Origin of the sequence: Pelistega suis, assembly GCF_013133795.1 — a bacterium.
In the GTDB taxonomy this organism is placed as follows: domain Bacteria; phylum Pseudomonadota; class Gammaproteobacteria; order Burkholderiales; family Burkholderiaceae_B; genus Taylorella; species Taylorella suis.
Window position 1 is genome coordinate 359,534 of the sequence record NZ_JABGBN010000001.1, and the last position, 23,988, is coordinate 383,521.

Genomic DNA, 23,988 nt, shown 5'->3' on the forward strand with positions numbered 1-23,988 from the left:
TTGATGTGTTACTGAAGTCACGTACGATATTGCCGGGGTTTGGTTTAAGCTTCGGCATCAGCCTTTTTACGCTATCCTTGTTGGTACTCATTCCTTTTGCGATGTTGATTTATCACACCGCAGGAATGGGGTGGAGTAAATTTTGGGAAACGATTTCTCATGCACAGGTATTGGCGGCTATTTACTTGACCTTAAAAATGTCATTTTTTGCGGTTTTGACGAATCTTGTTTTTGGTACGATGACCGCATGGGTGCTTGTACGCTATCAGTTTTTTGGTCGTAGTGTTGTTAATGCCTTAGTGGATTTGCCGTTTGCATTGCCCACCGCCGTGACGGGGATTGCACTGGCGACTTTATATGCCCCGAGTGGATGGTTAGGGCGCTGGTTTGATTTCAAAATTGCATTTACACCCTTAGGGATTTGGTTGGCATTGGTGGTTGTGAGTTTTCCTTTTATTGTGCGAGCCGTACAACCCGTATTAGAAGATTTGTCACCTGAATTAGAAGAGGCAGCCGCAACCTTAGGAGCAGGTCATTTGACGATTTTTAGACGAGTCGTATTACCAGAGCTCATACCAGCTTTATTAACGGGATCGGGGATGGCATTTGCTCGTGCAACGGGGGAGTATGGTTCAGTCGTATTTATTGCGGGTAGTATTCCTTATGTATCAGAGATTTTGCCTGTCATTATTACGGCAAAATTAGAGCTGTTTGATGTGGCAGGTGCTTCTGCGGTGGCTTTATTTATGTTATTGATTTCTTTTGTGATTCTTTTTGTCTTTAATATCACACAATGGTTCTTTAGTAAACGATTGGGGGCAAAAGTATGAATCCATTAACGAATCATAAGCCCAGAAAAATTGTTGAGCCAAGATGGATGCGCTATACCTTAATTGGTTTGGTATTGGTATTTTTGGCGGTAATGTTACTTATTCCTTTAATCTCAATTTTTATTGAAGCATTACGTCAGGGGGTGGATTTATATATTGCGGCATTAACAGACCCTGATGCTTTATCGGCGATAAAATTAACTTTATTAACGGCTACTATTGTTGTACCAGTCAATGCTGTTATAGGCATTGCTATTGCTTGGTTATTAAGTCGTTATGACTTTAGAGGCAAGCAATTATTTACAACCTTGTTGGACTTACCTTTTGCGGTGTCTCCTGTGGTGGCTGGTTTGATGTTTGTTCTGTTATTTGGGGCACATAGTGTCTTGGGTGCTTGGTTAGAGAGTCACCATATTCAAATTATTTTTGCTGTACCGGGCATTGTATTAGCCACTTTATTTGTGACCTTTCCCTTTGTGGCTCGTGAGATTATGCCCTTAATGCAGAGTCAAGGAGATCAAGAGGAGCAGGCCGCTTTAATTCTGGGTGCTTCAGCATGGCAAATGTTTTGGCGAGTGACTTTACCCAATATCAAATGGGCATTGCTTTATGGTCTGATTTTAACCAATGCACGTGCAATGGGGGAGTTTGGTGCGGTAAGTGTGGTATCTGGGCATATTCGAGGTTTAACCAATACAGTACCCTTGCATGTAGAGATTTTATATAACGAATATAACTTTGTGGGTGCTTTTGCAGCAGCTAGTCTTTTGGCTTTTCTGGCATTATTTACCCTGATTTTACAGCACGTCTTAGCTTATCTACAGGTGCGTAAAAATCATTTAAAAGTGAGTGATGAATGAGTATTCAAGTTAAGCATATTGAAAAGCATTTTGGTCAATTTCATGCTTTAAAAAACATTAATCTTGATGTTGAAACAGGGGCATTAGTGTCTTTGTTAGGACCTTCTGGCTGTGGTAAAACAACGTTATTGAGAATTATTGCAGGGTTGGAAAGTGCGGATACAGGACAGATTCTGCTAAATGGTGTGGACGTTACTCACATGCCAGTACAAGCACGTAAGATTGGCTTTATGTTTCAAAGTTATGCGCTATTTCGCCATATGAGTGTGTACGATAATATTGCCTTTGGTTTATCGGTATTGCCTCGTCGTATTCGTCCTTCAAAAGATGAAATTCATGAAAAAGTGATGTCGCTATTGAAATTGATTCAATTGCCTCATTTAGCAAATTCTTTGCCTCATCAATTATCAGGAGGACAACGGCAGCGTGTTGCTTTAGCACGTTCTCTAGCAGTAGAGCCAAAAATTTTATTATTAGATGAACCATTTGGTGCCTTAGATGCCAAGGTGCGTAAAGAGTTGCGTCAATGGTTACGTGATATTCACCAAGAGCTGCATATTACCAGTTTATTAGTTACGCATGATCAAGAAGAAGCGTTGGAGGTCTCAGATAAAATCGTAGTGATGAACCATGGTCATGTTGAACAAGTGGGTGATGCGTCAACCTTATATCATCAACCAGATACGCCTTTTGTGACTGAGTTTATTGGGGAGGTGAGTCGTTTTGACGGTGATGTACAGTCCAATCAATGGACGTATCAACAGTATACCTATCCTTTAGCACAGAACCTTAGTGATGGTGCTTACTCTGCCTATATACGCCCCCATCAATGGCTATTAAGCAATCAGGCTGACGGAGCGATGTTAAGCGGGACTATTAAGCATATTCATGATGTTGGATCATTTTTACGTGTAACGATTTTTGATGCAAGAACAGAGCGTTTTATTGAAGTCTTAGTGACCGCAGAACAATGTCCTTATCACGTAAATGATGGTGTTTATCTCATTCCAAAAGCCTTGCAATTATTTCCTGTGCATTGATTATTAACTCAGAGTTAATGGTGAATTGCAATTTGGTAGCTTGATTGCACTGCTGTATCGGCTCATAATGGAACACATACAAAACACATTTAGTGGTTTTTAAAAATTTGAAAAGGAAATCATGATGAGCAAAACATTTTATGAGTTACAACAACAACGTCGTTCTATTTATGCCATTGGTAAAAATGTCACTTTAGATAAGTCTGTGATTACAGATGTCATCCAAAAGGCAGTCCGTGAAGCACCGTCATCATTTAACTCACAATCTTCTCGTGCGGTGATTTTATTTGGTGATGCCCATCATAAAGTTTGGGATATGGCATTAGATGCGCTACGTCCTATCGTTCCTGCAGAGGCATTTGCTGTGACTGAGAAGAAAATCAATGGTTCATTTAAGACAGGATTTGGTACGGTGTTGTTCTTTGAAGACCAAGATGTTGTTAAGGGTTTACAAGAAAAATTCCCACTTTATGCGGATAACTTCCCAATCTGGTCTGAGCAAGCAAGCGGTATTGCACAATATGCGGTATGGTTAGCGTTAACCGAACAAGGTATTGGTGCAACGTTACAACACTATAACCCATTGATTGATAGTGATATTATAAAAGAATGGGGCATTCCTGCCACTTGGAAGTTGCGTGCTCAGATGCCTTTTGGTAGCATTGAGGCAGTTGCAGCTGAGAAAGCCTATATGAATGATGCTGATCGCTTTAAAGTTTTTGGTGTATAATTAGTTTTATGCCGTTGATATAAAAGATAATTTGTATAGACTTCCCCTCTTGCCACTTAATGAATCAGATTTTCTGAGGATTTAAGTGGCTTTTTTTGCCTATTTCTTTTTGCGCTCAATATATTGGTTTAAGTGGTAAACCATAATGCCGATGAGCAAGCCCCAGAAAGCACTACCAATTCCTAAAAGAGTCATTCCAGATGCGCTAGCTAATAAAGTAATAAGGGAAGCTTCTCGAGTAGCTTCCTCTGACCATGCTTGAGAGATATTGCTAAGCAGAGTACCGAAGATAGCAATACCTGCTAGAGATAGAAGTAAGGCAGAAGGGAGTGCATTAAGTAATGATACGACAGCCCCGCCTAGCAAGGCCATAATGAAATATAGAATCGCTAACCATACATTGGCCATATAACGTTTGCTAGGATCCGGATCTACATCGCTCCCCATCGTAATGGCTGAGCTGATGGCGGCAAGGTTAACTTTGAATGCACCCAATGGTGCCATCAACATAGTCGCTAGGCTAGAGGAGATGACAAGTGGCTTATCTGGTACGGTTGTATAACCATGCATACGTAAAATAGCCATGGCGGGTACATTTTGTGTGACAAGAGAGGTAATAAATAAAGGGACGCCTACACTTATCATCGCTTGGAGATTAAAAGAGGGAGCGACCCAAACGAGTTGAGGAGGACTCCAGGTGAGTTGTTCGAGTTTTAATAAATCCAGGTGATAGGCTGTTGTAAAACCGATAATCAGCATAAAGAGCAAGCTGTAGCGGGCAAAACGGATTTTGCTTAATAAAAAAGTCATAAGCATGAGAGCAACCAGCAAGGTTTGCTCTTCCATAGCGATAAAGACTTTTGACCCGAAGTTGATTAAGATGCCAGCTAACATAGCGCTGGCGAGTGTTTTAGGAATAAGTGTAGCAAGGCGATTAAACAAACCTGTGACGGAGAAAAAAAACATTAAGGCTGCCGCAAAGATGAAAGCGGCAGTAGCTTCAGGAAGTTGAATGCCTTGCATGTCGACCATTAGTGCGGCACCGGGAGTACACCAAGCCACCATAATAGGTGTTTTGTAACGTAAAGATAAAAATAAAGTCAATACACCACAAGCTAAACTGAGTGAAGTAAACCAAGAGCTAATCTGAGGGGGTGTTGCGCCAAAGGACGAAGCTGCTTGATAGATAATGACAGCTGCAGAACCATAGGAAACTAAAATTGCCGTCAGTGCGGCAGCAAAATGGCTAGCGGAGAAGGTGGGTTTGACCATATGGGTTTTACTTTATAATAAGCAAAATTTTTTCTGGGACACTTTTATGACATGGTTATATTTAGCTATAGCAATTGTAGCAGAGGTGATAGCTACTTCTAATCTACAATCATCCATGGGATTTACTAAACTAGGTCCTAGCATTATTACCATCATGAGCTATATTATCAGTTTCTATTTCTTATCTCTAGCGTTAAAGCAAATTCCTATCGGTATTGCGTACGCGATTTGGTCTGGGGTAGGGATTGTCGCACTTGCATGTATTGGTTATTTCCTTTATAAACAAACATTAGATATAGTGGCAATGATAGGATTAGGTTTGATTATCTTGGGTGTCGTTATTATTAATGTCTTTTCAAAAAGTGTTGGACACTAATTAAGGAGGAAGGCGATGAAAAAGGGACTACTTTCATTATGTTTAGCATTGACGCCATTAGCCGCAATGGCACAGTCTCCCCTAGGGACATGGCAGTCGATTGACGAGGATGGGGCTAAAAAAGCAGTTGTGCGTATCACGCAAGATCAGAATGGCGATTTACGAGGGACGATTATTAAATTAAATCAAAAGCCGGGTGCTATTTGTGTAAAGTGTAAGGGTGATAAAAAAGATAAACCTATTGAGGGGATGTCTATTATCTGGGCCTTGAAAAAGGTAGGTGACAATAAATGGGGTGAAGGAACGATTCTCGACCCAGCTAAAGGTGAAGTCTATAGCCTCAAAGCAGAGCTGATTGATAATGGTCAGAAATTTAAACTTCGAGGCTTTATGGGCGTTTCTCTATTAGGACGTACCCAAGTATGGTCGAGAATTGACTAAAAAGTTGAACCTTCTTGCTTGAGGAACTCCTGTTCTTCAATAGTAGATTGGCGACCTAATATACTATTGCGGTGCGGATAACGACCAAAGCAATCAATGATAGCTTTATGTTTCAATTCAAATTGATAGTTGTTATCTGTACCGTAATTTTTAAATAAAATTTCGGCTTGTTGGTGGATAAAAGCAGATTCAGAGTGCATATAGGGCATCAATAAAAATCCAGCCTCTAAGCGAGATAGTTGATAAAAACCACTGTCTTTTGCGGCTTCTTGTGCTAATGCCAAGGCCATACCGTCATAGGCAAAAGCAAGCGGATTGTCGCGATGTAGATTGCGAGAAAACTGGTCTAGCACGATGATTTCTGCAAGGCGACCATAGATAGTAGAGCGCCATTCAGCAAGCTCTCCTTGTGTAGCCGTTTGCCATATTGTACTGAAACGATTTTGTATGGTTTGGTCAAATTGTGCGTCTTTTTTAAACCAAAGCTCAGGTGATATTTCTTTGAACCAAAAGTCTAATATTGTTGTTGCTTGCGTCATAGTTTGCTTTTTAGATGAGAGAAGATTATTAAAAGAGTATAGTATAAGATGTTTAAAGCATCTTTTAAGAAGTGATAAGAATGCGATGTCCTTGTTGTTCTGAAAAATTATATGTAGAGTGTTGTGAGCCTTTTCATTTAGCGAAGGCGATACCGAAAACGGCAGAGCAGTTAATGCGATCGCGTTATAGCGCTTACGTCTTACATAAAGTTGATTATATTGTAAAGACAACCATTCCAGCCCAACAGGCCAAGTTAGATGTGGTGGCGATAACGACATGGAGTGAGCAAACGGATTGGCAAGGCTTGCGTATTTTAAAGTATAAACCTATTAGTGGTGTTCCTCAGGCTAAGGTTGAGTTTGAGGCGTACTACCAAGAGAATGGAGAGCGTAAAACTCATCACGAAGTGTCGATATTCTTAAAAATTCAAGGGCAGTGGTATTTTAAGGATCCAACGGTTTGATTAGAGGATATGTTTTTCCTTTAGAATGAGTAAATTTTGTACAATACAGTTGGCTAATTTTAGCTTAAGTGATGGTAAAAAGAGGTTTTTATGAAAAAGTTGGTATTCCCCACGATGTTATTGTTGAGCGCTTGTTCGACAGGACAGGTAGATGATAATAAAACAGCAGAATGCTCACAAATTATGGGTAAGGTTATCCAAGCACCTAGTGCTCAACGCAATCCCGGAGGTGATTTTCTAACACAATATCGTCAACAGATGAATGCTGAGGCAGCGCGTGAGCATGCTCGTCAAGCAAAGTGTCTTTAAAGTTGTTCAACGCCCATATTAGCTAAAGCATCTGCACGCTCGTTACCTGGGTTACCTGCGTGCCCCTTTACCCAAATCCATGAGATTTCATGTTTTTTACATAACTCATTAAGCGTTTGCCATAAGTCTTGATTTTTGACAGGTTTTTTATCTGCTGTTTTCCACCCTCGTGCAACCCAACCAGACATCCATTCATTAATGCCTTTTTGTACATATTGTGAGTCAATATGTAGACGTACTTTGCATGGACGTTTGAGAGCGGAAAGTGCTTGGATAACTGCTGTCATCTCCATGCGATTATTTGTTGTTTCAAGTTCACCACCAAAGAGTTCTTTTTTGTGCTTTCCGTGCTGGAGTAATACACCCCAGCCACCTTTACCAGGATTGCCTTTGCAAGCGCCGTCTGTCCATATATCAACAAAGTCTTCAGTATTCATTGCTTATGCGTTTTTTGGGTTGCGACAGCGGGTTTAATAGCAGAAGGATTTTTTTTCTTAATGGCTGGGCCAATTAAGTGCATGCCTAGACTACGTTTACGCGCTGTCAAAATATAAAAAATACCGTCTTTACCCCAATGTCGAATATGAGATGATTGACGATTTATTTCAAAACCGTATAGTGTAAACCATTCCTTGATTTTGGAAATAGAAATGAATTGTTGGTAGGGAAGAGTCGGTAAATGATGAGAACGATACAGTCTTCGTAACATGCCGATATGCCAAGGATTAAATCCAGTAATGAGTAATTGTCCTTCGTTAATTAAGAGTCGATGAGCTTCTTTTAAAATCTCTTTTGGTTGCGTGCTTAATTCTAGTGTATGAGGAAGAACAATCAAATCGACGGATTGTTCTTCTAAGGGAATGTGAGTAGCAGGTGCTTGAATACATGGGTATTTATACGTGTATGCATGTGTATTTTGGCTTGATACAATAAGTTTTTTTCGTGAGCGATTACTGGTGAGATAGTCGATATGAGGCAAGCCAACTTGTAGAGCGAGATAGCCAAAAGTATTGGTGAGAATAGGTGCTACCTTCATTTGTTCCTGGCGTGTTAATGCCTGCCCTTGAGAGCTTGCCAACCAGTGATGAAAAATTTGAACAAGATGTTTATCCATAAAGGTGTTGCCGTGATAAAAGTTGAGCCTATCCCTGCGTTTAATGATAATTATATATGGATAATAGAGGATGGACGCTATGCTTGTATAGTAGACCCTGGACAAAAAGATCCTATCATAGACTATTTGACAAAAAGACGATTACAATTAAAGTCAATTTTGATTACACATCACCATCACGACCATACAGGGGCGGTTCTTGATTTAGTTGAGCTGACAGGCGCCCATGTATATGGTCCCATGAATGCAATAATCCAAGGGATTGATACTTATGTTCAGGAGGATGATCTTGTATCATTAGCACCATTGGATTTGGTCTTACGTGTTTTAGAGGTGCCAGGGCATACCCTAGATCATGTCGCTTATGTCGGAGAGATGAGCAATGGTCAAACCATTGCATTTTGTGGTGATACTTTATTTTCTTGTGGTTCAGGGCGATTATTTGAAGGAAATTCTACACAAATGTTGCAAAGCCTTGATAAGTTTAAGAAAATGAGTCAGAATACTCTGTTGTATTGTGCTCATGAATATACTTTATCGAATATTCGATGGGCCCTAGCGGTGGAACCTAACAATATTGATTTGCAGCATTGGGAGCGGGAGGCGGTGTGTTTGCGAGAGCAAGCGCTGCCTACGGTGCCAACCACCTTAGAGCAAGAATTAAAAACCAATCCTTTTTTGAGGGTTGGCGAGCAGACCGTGCAACAAGCCGCACAGGCGTATGCTGGTCATGTTTTATCTTCTCGCGCAGAAGTTTTTAGCGTACTACGTGAGTGGAAGAACCATTTTTAGAGAAAATTATGAAAGCAGTTCGTTATGCACTTATTGCACTAACAGCATTATTGGTAGGGTGTGCTTCCTCTGGTGGAAGTCATAAGTCTTATTCATCGTCTGAGCTTAAGAAGCAACAAAAAGACGTGTGGGAACGCATCCGTAAAGGTTTTGATATGCCTAATTTGGACAATGATCCCAAGGTGGATTATTGGACCAATTATTATGCTGCACGTCCTACATCTATCCAAACGATGGCGCAACGTTCTAGTCGTTATATTTACTACATCACTAAAGAACTTGAAAAACGTAATATGCCATCTGAACTAGCATTGCTACCATTTGTAGAAAGTGCTTATAATGCGACGGCGTTATCTCGTTCGAAAGCCGCTGGTTTATGGCAGTTTATTCCTAGTACGGGAACGCACTATAACTTAGCACAAGACTGGTGGAAAGATGAGCGTCGTGATACGGTGCATTCTACACGTGCGGCATTAGATTACTTATCCTATCTCTATAAATTCCAAGGAAATGACTGGCATCTAGCATTGGCCTCCTACAACTGGGGAGAGGGAGCCGTGCGTCGTGCTCGTGAGCGTAATGCTGCCCAAGGTCGAGGTACGGACTATCTTTCTTTACGCATGCCTAATGAAACTCGGGATTATGTTCCTAAGCTACTTGCCATTAAAAGAATTATTGCAAATCCTGCGAAATATGGTGTGACATTACCACATGTACCAGACCAACCTTACTTTGTGGAGGTCGTTAAGGATAAGGATATTGATGTCAGTACTATTGTACGTTTAGCGGGTATTTCTGATGAGGAATTCAGATTACTTAATCCTGCCAATAAGCGTCAGGTGATTTTGGGAGAGCATCGTACGCGTATTTTATTACCAAAGAAAAATATTGCACAGTACGAAAAAAATCTCAAACAGCACAAAGGTGAATTATCTTCTTGGAAAGGTTATACACCTACACCGGGCGAGTCTTTAGCAACTATTGCTCAGCGTCATGGGATTTCATTAGAATCGTTAAAATCAATGAATGGTTATGGGCGTAATCAAAATGTTGCGATTTCTTCTCGTACATTAATTGTGCCTCGTACAGGTGTATCAATGAACTCATCACCGTCAGGTATTGATACACGTGATATTGCTAACCCTATTGCGGATAGCGCTACCATGTTAGCTAGTAATCAAGTTAACTTGCCTGTGCAAACACCTCCGATTCGTCAGGTTAACCCAGATGTTCGTTTAGGCGCAGTAAATAGTAATCCTCAAGCTCGTTTAGTATCGACAGCGACCCGTCGTCCACCGGCATTGCCAGTGCCAGCATCGCCTGCTGCTGAGGTGCCGCCGACACCGACCGCAGAACCACCTAATGAGGATTTGATTGCGAGTTTAGTGGCTAATCCTACAGGGAATGCGCCATCACAACAGACATCGACGGTAACACAAACCCCGGCACCTGTTGCTCCAGCTACTTATAGTGCAACATATAATCCAGCGACAAGTACAGTGGGTACACGAGCAGCAAGTGCACCAATGTATACACAGAGAACAAGTGGTGGTTCTGTTGTTCATACAGTTGTAGCAGGTGATACCCTTTATTCTCTATCTCGTCGTTATGGTACAACAGTTGAGAATATCCGTGCTTTAAATAATTTAGGTGCACGAGAAATACGTACCGGTGAACGTTTACGTATGCCAGGTTCTGGTGTACAAAGCTAATCAGACGGGATAAGAAGTTTAAAGGGAAATCTATATGATCTGCACCCCAAAAGTTGGACTAAGTTTTCAACTTATTAAGGTGCAGATTTTTTATGACTAAATATAACCAAGCATTTAAACAGCAAGTTGTCGAGTTTTACGTCGAACACAACGAAGATTTTGTCAAAACGCTTGAACATTTTTTACTTCCACATCAGACAGTTCGTCGTTGGATAGCCCAGTTTCAGTACTCAGGAAGTCGTGGTTTAGCCGTTATTGGGACCAAACGGGAGTATTCAACAGAATTCAAATTAAAAGTGATTCAATCTATACTGGATAATGAACTCACGGCGGAACAAGCCACACTTTATTTTGGCATTTCAAATTCAGGGATGATTAGCCATTGGTTGAAAGTTTTTTAAAGAGCAAGGTATAACAGGGTTATTGCCCAAACCTAAAGGTCGTCCGAGTATGAAACCTAAATATGCCAAAATGCCTCCAACACCTAAAACGGAAGAAGAACGCTTACGCTTAAAGATTCTCGCCCTAGAAGCGGAGGTAGCCTATCTAAAAAAGTTGGACGAGATAGTCAAACGAGACCAAGCCACAAGGCGCAAGCCGTCCAAGCGTTGAGGGTTGACTATCCGTTGGAGCTTTTATTAGCCATTGCTCAACTAGCACGTAGTACATTTTTTTATTACTTAAGGTGCAGACCTGATAAAGATGCTGCCTTAAGGGAACGAATAATTCAGATAAAGCAGAAGCATCCGAGTTATGGTTACCGTCGCGTAACAGCGACATTAACCGGGGTGAACCATAAGCGAGTGCAACGATTGATGAAAGAGATGGGGCTTCAAGCGACATTGAGAAGACGTAAAAAATATTCGTCCTACCAAGGTGAGATAGGTAAAATAGCGCCTAATTTATTAAGACGTGATTTTAAGGCAAATCAACCGAATGAGAAATGGGTAACGGATATCACGGAGTTCAAAGCGAAAGATGGTCAAAAACTTTATTTTTCACCTATTTTAGATACGTTTAATAATGAAATTATTGCCTTTGGTTTAAGCAAAAGTCCAAATTGGCTTTTAGTCAAAGGGATGTTGCAAGAGGTGATTAAAGCATTACCAGAAAGTGCCAAATCCATTTTGCATTCAGACCAAGGGTGGCATTATCAAATGCGAGCGTATCAACAAATTTTACAGCGCAAAGGCATGTCACAAAGTATGTCAAGAAACGGAAATTTTTAGATAATGCCGCGATGGAGAGTTTTTTGGACGACTCAAAATAGAATGTTTTTACGGCAAGACCTTTGAGAGTGTGGATGAAATTGAACAAACAGTCAAAAACTATATTCGTTATTACAATGAAGAGAGGATTCAATTAAAATTAAAAGGACTGAGCCCGATACAATATCGAACACAGTCCTTGAACTAAATTAATCTAACTTTTTGGGGTCAGATCAACATTGGATTTCCCTTTTTTATTATTGATGAAAATCGACTTTTTTGTAGATAAACGCTTTACGAATAGCGTCAGGGATTTTTTTAATTTCTCTAGAGAGTTTGGCTAGTACAGAAAGTTTTTCTTTACTTTTTTTAAGTGTAGCGACTCTTTCGACTTGGATATCACTGTCTAAATTACTTTTTTCTTTTAAGAAGAATTTTTCTTGGATAATGATGGCGGGATTTAATTGATAAACTTGTAGTTGAGGTACGGTTAGATAACGACGAAAGAGAATATGATCTAACGGTTTTAGATGATGCACAGGCAGTTCTCGTACAAGATTTAATAAATATCTTGCACTTGCTTGTGAAACAATATAAGCCGCTGCACCGTAGTGTGTACTAGTGAGAATGTTTAACTTATATGGTGTATTTGATGAAGAACAAGGGATGTGTTTGAAAGGCTTTTCACCGATTTTCATCAGCATCGTTTCAAATCGTAGAATAAAGAAGTCATTTGGAGATGGAAAAATATCCAATAGCCATTGATTATTTGTTAGAAAGTATTGACTATCTTTTCCTAACAAAATATCATCCTCATAAATTGCAATATAAGGCAAATCCTCATCAATACATTTTTGCCATAGCAGGACATGGCTCATAAAGCATGCCTTTTCTCCATTGCTTAAACTGTTGACGTTAGCTAAGTTTGGTACAAATTGTGTTATGGCTTTGTCAAGACCAATGCTAGGCGTGATAGCATCAAAAAATTCAAAAGCAATATTATGTTTGCCGAACTCTCGATGAATATGCTCGCGGCGATGTTCGGCAGAAGTCATACTGATAACAAAATTTTTTAGCATAGTATCGGCACTTGTCAAATTCTGCTTAAGTAGAATACAGAAAATAAGGAAAGAGTATATTAATCTCTGTAGATATTAACATAAGCTGGCTCATCGATATAAGCATAGCCACGATACATACCTTCCGAATTAAAGGGTAAATAGACATTGCCCTGTTTATCTACAGCGATAATTCCTCCACTGCCTTGAATAGCGGGGAGTTTTTCATAGATAACCTTATCACACGCTGCTTGTAGGCTAAGCCCTGCATATTCCATTAGGGCAGATACATCATAAGCGACAACTGAACGGATAAACATTTCACCGTGCCCCGTACTAGATACGGCGCAGGTTTTATTATTGGCATAGCATCCTGCTCCAATAATAGGGGAGTCACCCACACGCCCCGCGACTTTATTGGTCATCCCTCCAGTAGAGGTAGCAGATGCTAGATTACCATATTGGTCGAAAGCAACAGCACCCACGGTTCCCATTTTCTTGCGTTCATCTAGTGGCGCGGATGTTTTTACGTCATGATCAAGAGCCACTTTGCCTAGACCTTGCGCTGTTAATAGTTGTTGATAGCGAGCTTCTGTACTAAAGTAATTTGGTTCAACGAGTGGCAGATTATGTTCTTTTGCAAAACTTTCTGCCGCTTCGCCGATGAAAAAAACGTGTTGGCTCTTTTCCATGACGGCACGAGCTGTCTGAATAGGGTTCTTGATATGCTTAACGCCAGCAATAGCACCACAAGCAAGCGTGCTACCATCCATAATTGACGCATCTAATTCATGTGTGCCTTTGTTGGTGAAGACAGCACCTTTACCAGCATTGAATAATGGATTGTCTTCAAGCATAGTAACGGCAAGCGTAACAGCATCTAATGCACTTCCTCCTTTTTTTAAACAAAGTGAACCGGCTAATACAATTTCTTCTAAGGCATGACGATAATCATGCTCTTGCTCAGGAGTGATATGTTCTTTAGAAATGGCGCCTGCACCGCCATGAATAGCAATAACTGGTTTTTTCATTAGAAAAGTCTCATTTAATAAAGCTGTCTAACGCAAAGCGGCTGACATGGTAGAAAAAACATTAATTGTACGGATAACGTTTTCAATAGAGTTTTGAGTAAATTGAAGTTGAACGCCGTCCAAACGCGATGTTCCTGGAAGTAGGCAGAAAGCGTCAGCAAGGGATGGGGAGCTTGCTTGAATTGTGCATACATAAGGTCCCTCTATCGTGAAGGGTTTGTTTTTCCCTTGGCGTAATTGATGAACAGCATGCTGCATACCTTCTTGAATAAGTGCACATGAAGCATCAATGGTTTTACTAGCGGCACTAGTATGACCCATCGCAAATTTGGTTTGTACCCAAACAGCATAAGGGAAATAGTCTTGGTTTTCTGAGGCTAAATATTGATCACCACTACCAAAAATAATGGGTACACCTTTTTCTCCTGCAAGTAAACCATATAGTGACGGTTCTCCGACATCTATGCCGTTCACATTAATACGTGCAAAAGCAAAGCTATTAATCGTGTGTGCTAATACGCCTTTACCTTGCGCTCGTGAGTGATGACCGACTAAGGCAATGCCATCGACCCCAAATTCTAAACCTGACATCATGCTGTATAGTCTTGGTTTACCCGTGATTAGCGTCGCTCTATTGTCAATATTAGAGGCGATAAGATTGCGAAACATAGCATGAGAGTCATTGACAAATACTTCGGTTGCCCCAGCAGCAAATGCACCAGCAATGGCCGCATTTGCTTCTTGAGTCATCCAGTGGCGTGCTTTTTCATATTCATTATTACCCGGACGAACTTGTTCGGGAGCAACAACACCTGCAACCCCTTCGATATCAGTCGAAATTAAAATTTTCATAGTAAGTTATCCTATAAGTCCAAGTTGATGAAGATAGTATTTCAATGTAGGGCAGTGATAGTTGTTTCTTCCTTTAATCTCTGTTGCATACCATAAAGCATTGATAATTGCTTGTTCGGTTGCTTCTGCAGCAGCATTAAAGAAATCATTTAATGCCGTTTCATGAATGAAGGATGGTTGGGGAATAGATTGAGATGCGTCATGAGGAATACGATTTGTGGTTGAAAAGGCGACGGCAATATCACCACTACCATGCCCGTAGTTTGAGCCTGTTCTGGCAAGACCGGCAGCAGCACGCATACTTAAGCGCTTTAATTGCCGAGCGTCTAATGGCGCATCTGTAGCAAGAATAATAATGATAGAACCTTTATCCGTATGTGCTTCGACTTGTCGTAGGGCTTCAATTTTTTGACCAATCGCATGCCCTTGAATATGTAAGTAGGGTAATGCACCAAAATTAGAGAGTACAAGAGCGCCGATGAGATAGTCCTTTTTAAATGTAACATAGCGAGAGGCAGTTCCTATCCCTCCTTTTAGTCCAAAGCTACGCATTCCTCTGCCAGCACCCACAGAGCCTTGTTCAATATGAGTTTGCTGACAATTACAGGCTTCTGTGTAGTGAGACTCTTGAATTGCCAGTGCTTGAATATCATTTAAGACACCGTCATTACATTCCAGCACTAAAGGATTCACGGTTGACCATTCTCTCCCTATTTGAGGGTGTTGAGTAAAGGCTTGTCTAATTTGTGCTTGTGCGAGAATAGGAACCGCAAAGGTATTGCTTAGTGCAATAGGTGTTTCAATAGTCCCTAACTCTTCTAATTGAATCAGACCAATGCTTTTTCCAAAGCCATTAATGACTGATGCACCTGCAGCCACTTTATTTAAAAATAAATCCTGTTGATGAGGATAGATAACCGTAACCCCTGTTTGGATGTCACCTTGATTGAGCGTTACCTGACCTACAGTAATGCCTGCTACATCACTGAGGCGGTTATGTGGTCCTTCTGGAAGAATTCCCACTTTTGGGGGAATATGTTCGCTAAAAAGAATTTTATTCATAGCTTGTTATTGTTTGAGTTTTGGATCCAGAGCATCGCGTAAGCCATCACCTAATAGGTTGAAGGCTAAAACAGTAAAGAAAATAGCCAATGCAGGGAAAAGAGCAATATGCGGTGCTAAAGCAATATCTGCACGAGCCTCATTGAGCATGGCGCCCCATTCTGGGGTTGGTGGTTGAGCACCCAAGCCAATAAAAGAGAGTGAAGCCGCAGTAATAATTGAAGTGCCGATACGCATGGTGCCATAGACGACAATTGGTGAAATAGTCCCTGGCAGAATATGCTTAAAAATAATTGAAAAATCAGAGGCGCCTAGACTACGAGCTGCCTCTACATAGGTCATATTTTTGAGTGCAAGCGTATTGCCACGAACTAATCGTGCAAAAGCGGGAATACTAAAGACAGCCACAGCAATAATGACATTAATCATACTTGGCCCAAGAACAGCAATAACACCGATAGCTAATAGAATACCTGGAAATGCTAAGAGAACATCAGAAATACGCATAACTAGGCGATCGGTCCATCCTTCATAGTAACCGGCTAATAAGCCAAGAATGGTCCCAACTGCTGCACCAAGAGCGACTGAAATAAACCCCGCAGCAAGAGAAATGCGAGTTCCCATAATAATACGACTAAAGATATCGCGACCTAATGAGTCCACACCCATCCAGTGTAGTGTAGATGGACCTTCATTGATACGGTCATAATCAAAGAAATTCTCTGGATCAAAGGGTACCAGCCATGGTGCAAAAATAGCAATAAGGACAAGAAGTAGCACAAATGCACCTGCCCACATAGCCAAGGTTTGTTTTTTAAACTTACGGATAAACTCGCTGAGAGGTGTGCGAATTTCGGTAGTAGAATGTTGGAGAGTATTGGCAGAATTAGACATAAGAAACCCTTTTATTTATAGCGGATTGTTGGGTTAATAGCGCCATATAAAATATCAACGATAAGGTTAATGACGATAAACTCTAGAGAGAATAATAAAACGAGCCCTTGAATAACAGGGTAATCACGAGCATTGACGGCATCTACTAGTAATGAACCCATACCTGGCCAAGCAAATACAGTTTCTACGACAATTGATCCACCTAAGAGGAAACCAAATTGCAGTCCCATCATGGTTACAACAGGAATTAGTGCATTTCGTAGGCTATGTTTAATAATAACGATATATTCACTTAGACCTTTGGCACGAGCCGTGCGGACGAAATCTTCATTAATCACTTCGACAAACGAAGCTCGGGTAAAGCGAGCCATAACGGCAGCTACAGCGGCACCTAAGGTGAGAGAGGGTAATATATAGTGTTTCCAACTATCTGCACCGATAGAAGGTAACCAACCTAAGTCAACGGCAAAAAATTGGATAAGAATCATCCCTAACGCAAATGAAGGGAAGGAAATACCTGAGACAGCGAGGGTCATAAATAGGCGGTCAGGCCAACGGTTACGCCATACGGCTGAGACAACACCGATAATCAAACCAAAGAATACAGACCATAACATACTCGTGATGGTCAGTAGCATAGTAGGCATAAAGCGAGCTGCAATCTCGTCTAGAACGGCTCTTTTGGTGCGAAGAGAAGTGCCTAAATCACCTTGCAATAAATTGCTAATATAGTGGAAAAATTGTTCGTGTAAGGGTAAATGTAAGCCTAAGCTTTGACGAACAAGCTCAACGGTTTCTGCATCTGCTTCAGGACCTGCGGCAAGAATAGCTGGATCACCGGGAAGTAAATGTACAAATAAAAATACAACTACGCTGATGATAAAAAGCGTTGGTAGTATCCCTAGAATTCTTTTTATTAAATAAGATAGCATTTCGTTTGTCTTTTAAGCGTTGGCAAGTAAGTCTTAAAAATTTGATTACCCTCACCCTCATTTTTGGTGAGGGTAATCGGATTGCTATAAAGCAATAACTAACTATAAGACTGATTAGTCTTTAAGTGTCGCCGTTTTGAAGTAGAGAGAACCGTCAGGCATAACAGTAATGCCTTCTAGGTTTTTACTACGAGCAGAAACGGTTTTATTCACATTTAAGAATACCCAAGGAGCATCCGCCCAAATTTGTTTTTGGGCTTCTGCATATAATTTGGCTTTTTCTTCCTTGTTGGTTGTGCGTAAAGCTGCGGCTAAGTTAGCATCAACCTTTTCATTTTTGTAGTACGCTGTGTTGTTAAATACTGGAGGCCATGCATCACCAGCTAAAAGAGGACTTAAAGCCCAGTTTGCTTCACCTGTAGAGGCAGACCAACCAGAGTAGTACATACGAACCTGAGCGTCTTTTGGATCTTTGACTGTTTGAACGCGTTGGACACGTTGACCTGCCTCAAGATTTTCTACGCTAACTTTAATACCGACTTGACGAAGTTGTTGTTGTAAGAATTGAACAGCTTTGATAGATGTACCGTCGTTATAAGCTCCCCACAATGTTGATTCAAAACCGTTTGGATAGCCAGCCTCAGCCAAAAGCTCTTTGGCTTTTTGTGGGTTGTATGGCCATGGGTCAAATTGAACAGAGTATTCCACTTGGTTCGGAACAACACCTGTTGCTACATCCGCATAACCATTGAAGGCAACTTTAATCATCGCTTCTTTATTGATAGCATAGTTAATCGCTTGACGTACTTTTGGATTGTCAAATGGCTTAACTAGGGTGTTCATAGAGATGTAGCGTAAGATAATAGATGGTGCAACAATAACGTCAATTTTGTCGTTCTTTTTGAGTACTTCAATTTGCTCATTAGGAACAGGATAAATAAACTGTGCTTCACCTGTTTGTAGTACCGCAGCACGTGTATTATTATCGGTTACGATACGGAATGTAATTGAATCAACTTGAGCTTGTTGATCTTTATTCCAATAAGTATCAAACTTTTTCATTGAAACGGCTTGTGCTGGATCCCAATGACCAAATACAAAACGACCTGTGCCTACTGGGTTTAAATTGATATCTTTACCATATTTGGCGAGCGCTGTGGGTGAAATAATCATTGCAGACGGATGAGCAAGATTATTAATAAAAGCAGAGAAAGGTGCTTTTAAGGTGATTTTGACTGTGTGTGCGTCTAATGCTTCTATTTTTTCGATATCTTTGAATTGATTAAAGCGTGCGAGTGCGTTATTACGATCAAGAACGCGCTCAAAGTTATATTTGACGGCTTCGGCATTAAAGTCTGTACCGTCATGGAATTTTACCCCTTCACGTAATTTAAATGTGTATACCAAACCATCTTCGCTTACTTCGTAGCTAGTTGCTAAAACAGGTTTAATGTTAAGTGCTGTGTCAAACTCGAATAGACCTTCATACCAGCCTTTGCCGAGTGCTTGGCTAATCGTTGAATTCGTATTGTATGGGTCAAGGGAGTCGATGCTTTGAGAAATGACAGCAACGACATTTTTTTCTGCCATTGCAGGTGTAGCAAAGCCTAGACTCGCCATCAGCGCAGACATTAATACTGTGTTTTTAAAGAAAGAAGTTTTCATATAGACTCCTAAAAAGTACCGCAGGGATTAACGATAAATACCGATTGGGTGACGAGCCACAAAGTGATCTTCTCCAACCTGTACAAGGGGTTCAACAAGAGGTTCATCTCCTAGTTTACGAATAGGACTAGGAATCTCTCCTGTTAAAAGTTGTTTTTCTAAGTGTTTGCGACTTGGGTCAGCGATAGGGACTGCATCCATGAGTTTTCGTGTATAAGGATGTTGAGGGTTTTCAAAAATAGCTTGACGTGAACCCATCTCAACAATCTGACCTAAGTACATGACAGCAATACGATGGCTAATGCGCTCAACGACTGCCATATCATGCGAAATAAAAATATATGAAATACCAAACTCTTGCTGTAAATCCATTAATAAATTAACGATTTGGGCTTGAATGGATACGTCAAGTGCAGAGACAGACTCATCAGCAATGACTACTTTAGGGTTGAGCGCTAAGGCGCGAGCAATACAAATGCGCTGACGCTGCCCTCCTGAGAATTCGTGAGGGTAGCGTTGTGCCATATCGGCGGATAATCCCACTTTTTCCAATAACCAAGCAACGCGCGAATGAGCTTCTTCTTTAGCGCAAATTTGGTGTATCAGCAATGGCTCCATGATAGAGTAGCCAATAGTTTGGCGAGGGTCTAGTGAAGCATAAGGGTCTTGGAAAATAAATTGAATATCACGACGAATTTTTTGCATCTCGCGAGTATTAAGCTTTGTGATATCTTGTCCTTTAAAGAGGATTTCACCCCCTTGCGCTTGGATAAGTTTGAGAAGAGTACGTCCTGTGGTGGATTTGCCACAGCCAGACTCTCCGACAATAGCTAAGGTTTCTTTAGGGTAAAGGTCAAAATTTACTTTTTCAACAGCATGTACGCGTTTTTGTACTCGCCCTAAGAATCCACCAGTAATATCAAATCGAGTGATTAAATTCTTCACTTGTAAAATAGGGCCAGAATCATAATCAGGGGCAAGAGGTTCATATACTTTAGTGTTTTTATTGATGCTATCTTCTTGCATAGTGAGTAAGTCAAAACGTTCTGGTAATGCTTTGCCACTCATTGCACCGAGACGAGGTACTGCTGATAAGAGAGCTTTTGTATAAGGATGTTGTGGGGAGTCAAAGATTTTTTGCGATACGTCTTCTTCTACTTTATTGCCTTTATACATCACTAAAACACGGTCGGCAACCTCTGCTACTACACCCATATCGTGAGTGATGAAAATGACCCCCATATTCATTTCTTTTTGTAGCTCTCTAATGAGTTGTAAGATTTGTGCCTGAATCGTAACGTCTAGGGCTGTGGTTGGCTCATCTGCGATGAGGAGTGAGGGTTTACATGCTAAACCCATGGCAATCATGACGCGTTGACGCATGCCTCCTGAGAGCTGATGAGGGTAGCGTGTGAGCACATTTTTTGCTTCTGGGATACGTACTTGATCAAGCATGCGTAGGGCCTCTGCCATGGCTTGGGATGCATTAAGACCTTGATGCAGACGAATTGACTCCGCAATTTGTTCACCGACGGTAAAAACAGGGTTTAATGATGTCATCGGCTCTTGGAAAATCATGGCCATATCGGCACCGCGAATGGCGCGCAGTTGTTTTTTATCTAACTCAGCTAAATCAACAGTTTGTTGGCGGCGACCAGTAAATAACATTTTTCCTTGAGTAATCGTGCCACCTCCATTTTCTACTAGTCGCATTAAGGATAAAGAGGTAACAGATTTACCAGAACCAGACTCACCAACGATAGCGAGTGTTTCACCTTGAGCAACAGTAAAGGATAAATCTTTGACTGCATGCACCGTTCTTTCTGAGCTAATGAAATCAACACTAAGATTTCGAACGTCTAAAACTGTTTTGTGAGTAGCATTCATAGGGAGAGGTATTTTCATATTAAGGTGAGTTAGGACTAACAAGCCAAGGAGTGAGTGTTTGTGCCATTTCTGTGGCTAATTCCACTGCGTGATTAGAACTGTAATCAATTCCTGCCATTAGTGCCTCAATTAACGCTAGAGTACTAGCTTCGCTGTTCTGACCAAATTGTGTTCCACTTTTCGCGTAGAGTACGCAGTGTGCAATGGGTGCGATAGGTGCGGTTAATTTATCGGTAAGGGCTAGGACTTGTGCTCCTTTTTGTATTGCATTGCGAGCAAGCTGTATAGTGTCTAGTAGATAGCGTGGAAAAGAAATAGCGATGATGAGATCTTTTTCATCTACAAAAGTTAAACGGCGTGCTGCTTCCGCGATGCCTCCTGGACTACTTAGCGATAACACCATATCTTTGTATGGAAAAAGACGTCTTTCCATAATGCCACTGAGATAGGCACTTGAACCAAAACCAAGAATGAATATACGTTTAGCGCCTAGAATCATTTGAACAGCTTTTTCACAACTTTCTTGGTTGAGGTTGTGGCGAGTCACTGATAGATTTTTTTCTGTTTCAAGTAGTGCATTGGTGAATACTTCTTGGATACTATTGCTTGTTCTTTGTCCGTCTTTTAGACGGTGTACAGAATCTAAAACACTTTCAAAACCTTTGATAAGGTCTTGACGAAAAGGGGCATAACCACTATAACCCAATGCTTTAGCAAAACGATTGGCACTTGCTGTGGAAGTGCCTACTGCAGTAGCAAATTCCTCAATGGAGTATAAGGCCACTTTAAATGGATAATTGAGAACAAAAGCCGCTATTTTTTGTTGAGGTTGAGTCAACGTAGGCGTAATTTTGACAAGTTTTTGAGTAAAGCTTGTTTCAATTGTCATGACTTTCTCTAATGAGATGAATAAAAATTTACACAAATATTAAATTGTGAAAGTTTATTTACATATTAGGGATAATACTGATTTGTGCGTAGACTGTAAAGAAGGGGGAGGATAAATGTAAAAAAGCCCCACTTTGGTGCAAGTGGGGCTTGGTACGATAAGCTTATTGTTTAGCGATTATAAGCCAATCTTATTGTGCTTTTTGCACGTTAAACTCAATGCGACGGTTTTGTGCGCGACCTTCATCTGTACCGTTGTCAGCGATAGGATTTTCTTGACCATAACCTACGGCTACTAATTGATCAGCAGGAACACCTTGAGCAATTAAGTAGTTACGCACAGAGTTAGCACGCTCTTCAGAAAGTTTTTGGTTAGCTGCTGCGTCACCAACATTGTCTGTATAACCAGCAATCTCACCAGCGCGTTTGTTTTCTACTAAGTAGTGAGCAAATGCATTCAAACGACGGTTATAACGTTGTTTAATCTCAGAAGAACCTGTATCAAATACGATATTCAAGTCTAATTTTTCTAAAGACATATCAGCGATAACTTCAGCTTCAGGCTCTTCTGCGGCTGGGGCTGCTTGAGCTGGTTCTGTTGCCGGAGTTGCAGGTGCTTCAACAGTTACTTTATCCGCATTTACTGAGAATAAAGAACCTAAAACGCCTTTTACTTGATCAACTAAAGATGATTTTTCAGCATCGCTACCTACTTTACCAACTAGTTCAAATGCTTTATCCGCAAAAGAACCGCTTACGGCAGGGAATGACTTGAATACATTCGCCAAACCAGCAAAGTTGTCAAAAGAGAATTTACCAGCCTTAGCATCAACCACTAAGTTGTTTACTACGGGTAAACCACCAGCTAAGCCTGAGAAAGCATCAGTGATTTTTGTTTTTAATTCATCATTTTGCACAAGACCACTTAACGTGAAGTCTGTGTCTGTTTTTAACCAAGAAAGATTGCCTAAGCCATCCGTTGTTTTTGCTTCTTCAGCTACTGGAGCAGCAGGTGCTGCTGGAGTTGTTGCTGGAGCCGGAGTCGCTGCTGGAGTAGGCGTTGCAGGAGCCGTTGTTTCTGTAGTGTTATTTGAGCAGCTTTTGAAGCCTAATAGCGCAGCTAATAATACTGCACCAGCTGTTAACCATTTCCATAGACCAGACTTGCCAGCTGTTGCTGTAGCGTGACCTGCTACGGATTGTGCAGCAGCAGTTGCTTTTGTGCCAGCAGCAGCTGCACCAGCTACACCAGCACCTAAAAGACCACCAATTTTGCTTACGCTACCTAGCGCATCATTGAAAGAATTACCAGCAAAACCTAAAGCACCTAATGCATTTGTATCTAGGTGAGAAGCTGCTGCTTTAGCTTGCTCACCTAATAGACTAGCAAAGCCACCAGCAGTTAAACCACCAGCAATTTTATTTTTGAAGAAAGAGAATACTGTAGGAGCAATTAAACCTAAGAAAGACTGAGCTTTGTCAGCAGACACGCCAGTACTATTTGCTAAGTAAGATGTTACTGCATCAGCACGGTTACCGAATAAGCTAGGTAATAGTTTTTTGCCAGTTTCTAATAATCCACCTAACTGAGAGGAATCAGCTTTACCAGTTAATAAGTCTACTGGATTAACATTAAAGCCAGTATTTTTGATTAGGTTAAATAAAGCAGAGGCACCTTCTTTAGAACCAGACTGTTGTACCATGCCACCTAAAACACTTGACAAGCCTTTATTCAAAAGACCACCTGCGCTTTCGTTTGATAAACCAAGCTGTTTTGTTACCTGACCTAACACGAGATCACGAACAGGACCTTGGAATAATTGACCTAAATCAAAGCTCATATTTTTCTACCTATAAAATTAAATGAAAACTAAGTGACGAGTTATCTCTAAGAATGGCGACGTCACTCCACTAGGAGCATATTAACACCCATTATGTTGCGGTTTTGTTAAGAGTTGTTAATTCTTATGTGATTTAGGTCAATAAAATATTAAGAAATATAAAGATTGAAAATAGTATTCAAAAAAGGTCA

24 protein-coding genes and 1 pseudogene are annotated in these 23,988 nt (G+C 40.8%); 11 read left to right on the plus strand and 14 right to left on the minus strand.

Annotated features, from left to right (window positions below):
• Positions 1–5: 5 nt before the first annotated feature.
• The 4 genes from cysT (at position 6) to HKX39_RS01805 (ending at position 3,460) form a co-directional block, all read left to right on the plus strand.
• Positions 6–830, plus strand: a complete 825-nt coding sequence (gene cysT, locus HKX39_RS01790) for a sulfate ABC transporter permease subunit CysT (protein ID WP_171679592.1) — start codon at positions 6–8, stop codon at positions 828–830.
• Positions 827–1,690, plus strand: a complete 864-nt coding sequence (gene cysW, locus HKX39_RS01795) for a sulfate ABC transporter permease subunit CysW (RefSeq protein ID WP_171679593.1) — start codon at positions 827–829, stop codon at positions 1,688–1,690. The genes cysT and cysW overlap by 4 nt, the downstream gene beginning before the upstream one ends.
• Entirely contained in the window at positions 1,687–2,730 is a 1,044-nt protein-coding gene (locus HKX39_RS01800; protein ID WP_171679594.1) for a sulfate/molybdate ABC transporter ATP-binding protein, read from the plus strand. The genes cysW and HKX39_RS01800 overlap by 4 nt, the downstream gene beginning before the upstream one ends.
• Positions 2,731–2,854: 124 nt before the next feature.
• A complete protein-coding gene (locus HKX39_RS01805; RefSeq protein ID WP_171679595.1) occupies positions 2,855–3,460 on the plus strand; it encodes a nitroreductase family protein in 606 nt (201 codons plus the stop codon).
• 99 nt (positions 3,461–3,559) lie between these two features.
• Here the strand turns inward: HKX39_RS01805 and HKX39_RS01810 are convergent, their stop codons facing one another.
• The gene (locus HKX39_RS01810; protein ID WP_171679596.1) at positions 3,560–4,732 is read right to left on the minus strand and encodes a benzoate/H(+) symporter BenE family transporter; all 1,173 of its coding nucleotides are present in this window, start codon (positions 4,730–4,732) and stop codon (positions 3,560–3,562) included.
• A gap of 46 nt (positions 4,733–4,778) precedes the next feature.
• Here HKX39_RS01810 and HKX39_RS01815 point away from each other — a divergent pair, with 46 nt between their 5' ends.
• On the plus strand, positions 4,779–5,108 hold the full coding sequence (locus tag HKX39_RS01815) for a DMT family transporter (RefSeq protein ID WP_171679597.1): 330 nt from the start codon (positions 4,779–4,781) through the stop codon (positions 5,106–5,108).
• Between the two features lie 15 nt (positions 5,109–5,123).
• Entirely contained in the window at positions 5,124–5,549 is a 426-nt protein-coding gene (locus tag HKX39_RS01820; protein WP_171679598.1) for a DUF2147 domain-containing protein, read from the plus strand.
• Here the strand turns inward: HKX39_RS01820 and HKX39_RS01825 are convergent.
• A complete protein-coding gene (locus HKX39_RS01825) occupies positions 5,546–6,088 on the minus strand; it encodes a DUF924 family protein (RefSeq protein WP_171679599.1) in 543 nt (180 codons plus the stop codon). The two genes, HKX39_RS01820 and HKX39_RS01825, sit on opposite strands and share 4 nt — an antisense overlap.
• Before the next feature lie 80 nt (positions 6,089–6,168).
• On the opposite strand from HKX39_RS01825, the gene HKX39_RS01830 reads away from it, so the two are divergent.
• Both HKX39_RS01830 and HKX39_RS01835 read left to right on the plus strand, forming a co-directional pair.
• The gene (locus HKX39_RS01830) at positions 6,169–6,552 is read left to right on the plus strand and encodes a YchJ family protein (protein WP_171679600.1); all 384 of its coding nucleotides are present in this window, start codon (positions 6,169–6,171) and stop codon (positions 6,550–6,552) included.
• Between the two features lie 90 nt (positions 6,553–6,642).
• Positions 6,643–6,861 carry a hypothetical protein gene (locus tag HKX39_RS01835; RefSeq protein ID WP_171679601.1) on the plus strand — a complete coding sequence of 73 codons (219 nt, stop codon included), beginning with the start codon at positions 6,643–6,645 and terminating at the stop codon, positions 6,859–6,861.
• On the opposite strand, the gene rnhA is transcribed toward HKX39_RS01835, so the two are convergent.
• Together rnhA and HKX39_RS01845 are read right to left on the minus strand one after the other, a co-directional pair.
• Positions 6,858–7,298: a ribonuclease HI gene (gene rnhA, locus HKX39_RS01840; RefSeq protein ID WP_171679602.1), complete on the minus strand. Its 441-nt coding sequence runs from the start codon at positions 7,296–7,298 to the stop codon at positions 6,858–6,860. The genes HKX39_RS01835 and rnhA overlap by 4 nt on opposite strands.
• Positions 7,295–7,975 (minus strand): methyltransferase domain-containing protein, encoded by a 681-nt coding sequence (locus HKX39_RS01845; protein ID WP_171679603.1) that lies wholly within the window; start codon positions 7,973–7,975, stop codon positions 7,295–7,297. The genes rnhA and HKX39_RS01845 overlap by 4 nt, the downstream gene beginning before the upstream one ends.
• On the opposite strand from HKX39_RS01845, the gene gloB reads away from it, so the two are divergent.
• The 3 genes and pseudogenes from gloB (at position 7,964) to HKX39_RS01860 (ending at position 11,895) form a co-directional block, all read left to right on the plus strand.
• On the plus strand, positions 7,964–8,767 hold the full coding sequence (gene gloB / locus HKX39_RS01850; RefSeq protein WP_171679604.1) for a hydroxyacylglutathione hydrolase: 804 nt from the start codon (positions 7,964–7,966) through the stop codon (positions 8,765–8,767). The genes HKX39_RS01845 and gloB overlap by 12 nt on opposite strands.
• A gap of 8 nt (positions 8,768–8,775) precedes the next feature.
• A complete protein-coding gene (locus tag HKX39_RS01855; protein WP_246225961.1) occupies positions 8,776–10,479 on the plus strand; it encodes a lytic transglycosylase in 1,704 nt (567 codons plus the stop codon).
• A 92-nt stretch (positions 10,480–10,571) separates the two neighbouring features.
• Positions 10,572–11,895: pseudogene (locus tag HKX39_RS01860) on the plus strand (IS3 family transposase).
• A gap of 49 nt (positions 11,896–11,944) precedes the next feature.
• Here HKX39_RS01860 and HKX39_RS01865 read toward each other — a convergent pair.
• From HKX39_RS01865 to HKX39_RS01910, 10 genes are all read right to left on the minus strand, one after another.
• Positions 11,945–12,766 (minus strand): glycosyltransferase family 25 protein, encoded by an 822-nt coding sequence (locus tag HKX39_RS01865; RefSeq protein ID WP_171679605.1) that lies wholly within the window; start codon positions 12,764–12,766, stop codon positions 11,945–11,947.
• 59 nt (positions 12,767–12,825) lie between these two features.
• Positions 12,826–13,776: an isoaspartyl peptidase/L-asparaginase family protein gene (locus HKX39_RS01870; protein ID WP_171679606.1), complete on the minus strand. Its 951-nt coding sequence runs from the start codon at positions 13,774–13,776 to the stop codon at positions 12,826–12,828.
• Positions 13,777–13,803: 27 nt separating this feature from the next.
• The gene (locus HKX39_RS01875) at positions 13,804–14,628 is read right to left on the minus strand and encodes a M55 family metallopeptidase (RefSeq protein ID WP_171679607.1); all 825 of its coding nucleotides are present in this window, start codon (positions 14,626–14,628) and stop codon (positions 13,804–13,806) included.
• Between the two features lie 6 nt (positions 14,629–14,634).
• Positions 14,635–15,690, minus strand: a complete 1,056-nt coding sequence (locus HKX39_RS01880; RefSeq protein ID WP_171679608.1) for a DmpA family aminopeptidase — start codon at positions 15,688–15,690, stop codon at positions 14,635–14,637.
• A gap of 6 nt (positions 15,691–15,696) precedes the next feature.
• Positions 15,697–16,584 carry a glutathione ABC transporter permease GsiD gene (gene gsiD / locus HKX39_RS01885; protein WP_171679609.1) on the minus strand — a complete coding sequence of 296 codons (888 nt, stop codon included), beginning with the start codon at positions 16,582–16,584 and terminating at the stop codon, positions 15,697–15,699.
• A gap of 11 nt (positions 16,585–16,595) precedes the next feature.
• Positions 16,596–17,516: a glutathione ABC transporter permease GsiC gene (gene gsiC, locus HKX39_RS01890; protein ID WP_171679610.1), complete on the minus strand. Its 921-nt coding sequence runs from the start codon at positions 17,514–17,516 to the stop codon at positions 16,596–16,598.
• Positions 17,517–17,630: 114 nt separating this feature from the next.
• On the minus strand, positions 17,631–19,181 hold the full coding sequence (gene gsiB, locus HKX39_RS01895; RefSeq protein ID WP_171679611.1) for a glutathione ABC transporter substrate-binding protein GsiB: 1,551 nt from the start codon (positions 19,179–19,181) through the stop codon (positions 17,631–17,633).
• A 27-nt stretch (positions 19,182–19,208) separates the two neighbouring features.
• Positions 19,209–21,068, minus strand: coding sequence for a dipeptide ABC transporter ATP-binding protein (locus HKX39_RS01900; protein ID WP_246225963.1), 1,860 nt, complete (start codon positions 21,066–21,068; stop codon positions 19,209–19,211).
• 19 nt (positions 21,069–21,087) lie between these two features.
• Entirely contained in the window at positions 21,088–21,957 is an 870-nt protein-coding gene (locus HKX39_RS01905) for a MurR/RpiR family transcriptional regulator (RefSeq protein WP_171679613.1), read from the minus strand.
• 190 nt (positions 21,958–22,147) lie between these two features.
• Positions 22,148–23,797, minus strand: a complete 1,650-nt coding sequence (locus tag HKX39_RS01910) for an OmpA family protein (RefSeq protein ID WP_171679614.1) — start codon at positions 23,795–23,797, stop codon at positions 22,148–22,150.
• Positions 23,798–23,988: the final 191 nt, after the last annotated feature.

What these genes read in the sequence shown, in the direction of transcription:
- HKX39_RS01805 (WP_171679595.1), top strand. Translation starts at nt 2,855, where the DNA reads ATGAGCAAAACATTTTATGAGTTACAACAACAACGTCGTTCTATTTAT.
- HKX39_RS01870 (WP_171679606.1), bottom strand. Translation starts at nt 13,776, where the DNA reads ATGAAAAAACCAGTTATTGCTATTCATGGCGGTGCAGGCGCCATTTCT.
- HKX39_RS01910 (WP_171679614.1), bottom strand. Translation starts at nt 23,797, where the DNA reads ATGAGCTTTGATTTAGGTCAATTATTCCAAGGTCCTGTTCGTGATCTC.
- cysW (WP_171679593.1), top strand. Translation starts at nt 827, where the DNA reads ATGAATCCATTAACGAATCATAAGCCCAGAAAAATTGTTGAGCCAAGA.
- HKX39_RS01875 (WP_171679607.1), bottom strand. Translation starts at nt 14,628, where the DNA reads ATGAAAATTTTAATTTCGACTGATATCGAAGGGGTTGCAGGTGTTGTT.
- HKX39_RS01865 (WP_171679605.1), bottom strand. Translation starts at nt 12,766, where the DNA reads ATGCTAAAAAATTTTGTTATCAGTATGACTTCTGCCGAACATCGCCGC.
- HKX39_RS01825 (WP_171679599.1), bottom strand. Translation starts at nt 6,088, where the DNA reads ATGACGCAAGCAACAACAATATTAGACTTTTGGTTCAAAGAAATATCA.
- gsiD (WP_171679609.1), bottom strand. Translation starts at nt 16,584, where the DNA reads ATGTCTAATTCTGCCAATACTCTCCAACATTCTACTACCGAAATTCGC.
- HKX39_RS01835 (WP_171679601.1), top strand. Translation starts at nt 6,643, where the DNA reads ATGAAAAAGTTGGTATTCCCCACGATGTTATTGTTGAGCGCTTGTTCG.
- gsiC (WP_171679610.1), bottom strand. Translation starts at nt 17,516, where the DNA reads ATGCTATCTTATTTAATAAAAAGAATTCTAGGGATACTACCAACGCTT.
- HKX39_RS01820 (WP_171679598.1), top strand. Translation starts at nt 5,124, where the DNA reads ATGAAAAAGGGACTACTTTCATTATGTTTAGCATTGACGCCATTAGCC.
- gloB (WP_171679604.1), top strand. Translation starts at nt 7,964, where the DNA reads ATGTTTATCCATAAAGGTGTTGCCGTGATAAAAGTTGAGCCTATCCCT.
- gsiB (WP_171679611.1), bottom strand. Translation starts at nt 19,181, where the DNA reads ATGAAAACTTCTTTCTTTAAAAACACAGTATTAATGTCTGCGCTGATG.
- HKX39_RS01845 (WP_171679603.1), bottom strand. Translation starts at nt 7,975, where the DNA reads ATGGATAAACATCTTGTTCAAATTTTTCATCACTGGTTGGCAAGCTCT.
- rnhA (WP_171679602.1), bottom strand. Translation starts at nt 7,298, where the DNA reads ATGAATACTGAAGACTTTGTTGATATATGGACAGACGGCGCTTGCAAA.
- HKX39_RS01900 (WP_246225963.1), bottom strand. Translation starts at nt 21,068, where the DNA reads ATGAATGCTACTCACAAAACAGTTTTAGACGTTCGAAATCTTAGTGTT.
- HKX39_RS01855 (WP_246225961.1), top strand. Translation starts at nt 8,776, where the DNA reads ATGAAAGCAGTTCGTTATGCACTTATTGCACTAACAGCATTATTGGTA.
- HKX39_RS01830 (WP_171679600.1), top strand. Translation starts at nt 6,169, where the DNA reads ATGCGATGTCCTTGTTGTTCTGAAAAATTATATGTAGAGTGTTGTGAG.
- HKX39_RS01905 (WP_171679613.1), bottom strand. Translation starts at nt 21,957, where the DNA reads ATGACAATTGAAACAAGCTTTACTCAAAAACTTGTCAAAATTACGCCT.
- HKX39_RS01815 (WP_171679597.1), top strand. Translation starts at nt 4,779, where the DNA reads ATGACATGGTTATATTTAGCTATAGCAATTGTAGCAGAGGTGATAGCT.
- HKX39_RS01800 (WP_171679594.1), top strand. Translation starts at nt 1,687, where the DNA reads ATGAGTATTCAAGTTAAGCATATTGAAAAGCATTTTGGTCAATTTCAT.
- HKX39_RS01880 (WP_171679608.1), bottom strand. Translation starts at nt 15,690, where the DNA reads ATGAATAAAATTCTTTTTAGCGAACATATTCCCCCAAAAGTGGGAATT.
- HKX39_RS01810 (WP_171679596.1), bottom strand. Translation starts at nt 4,732, where the DNA reads ATGGTCAAACCCACCTTCTCCGCTAGCCATTTTGCTGCCGCACTGACG.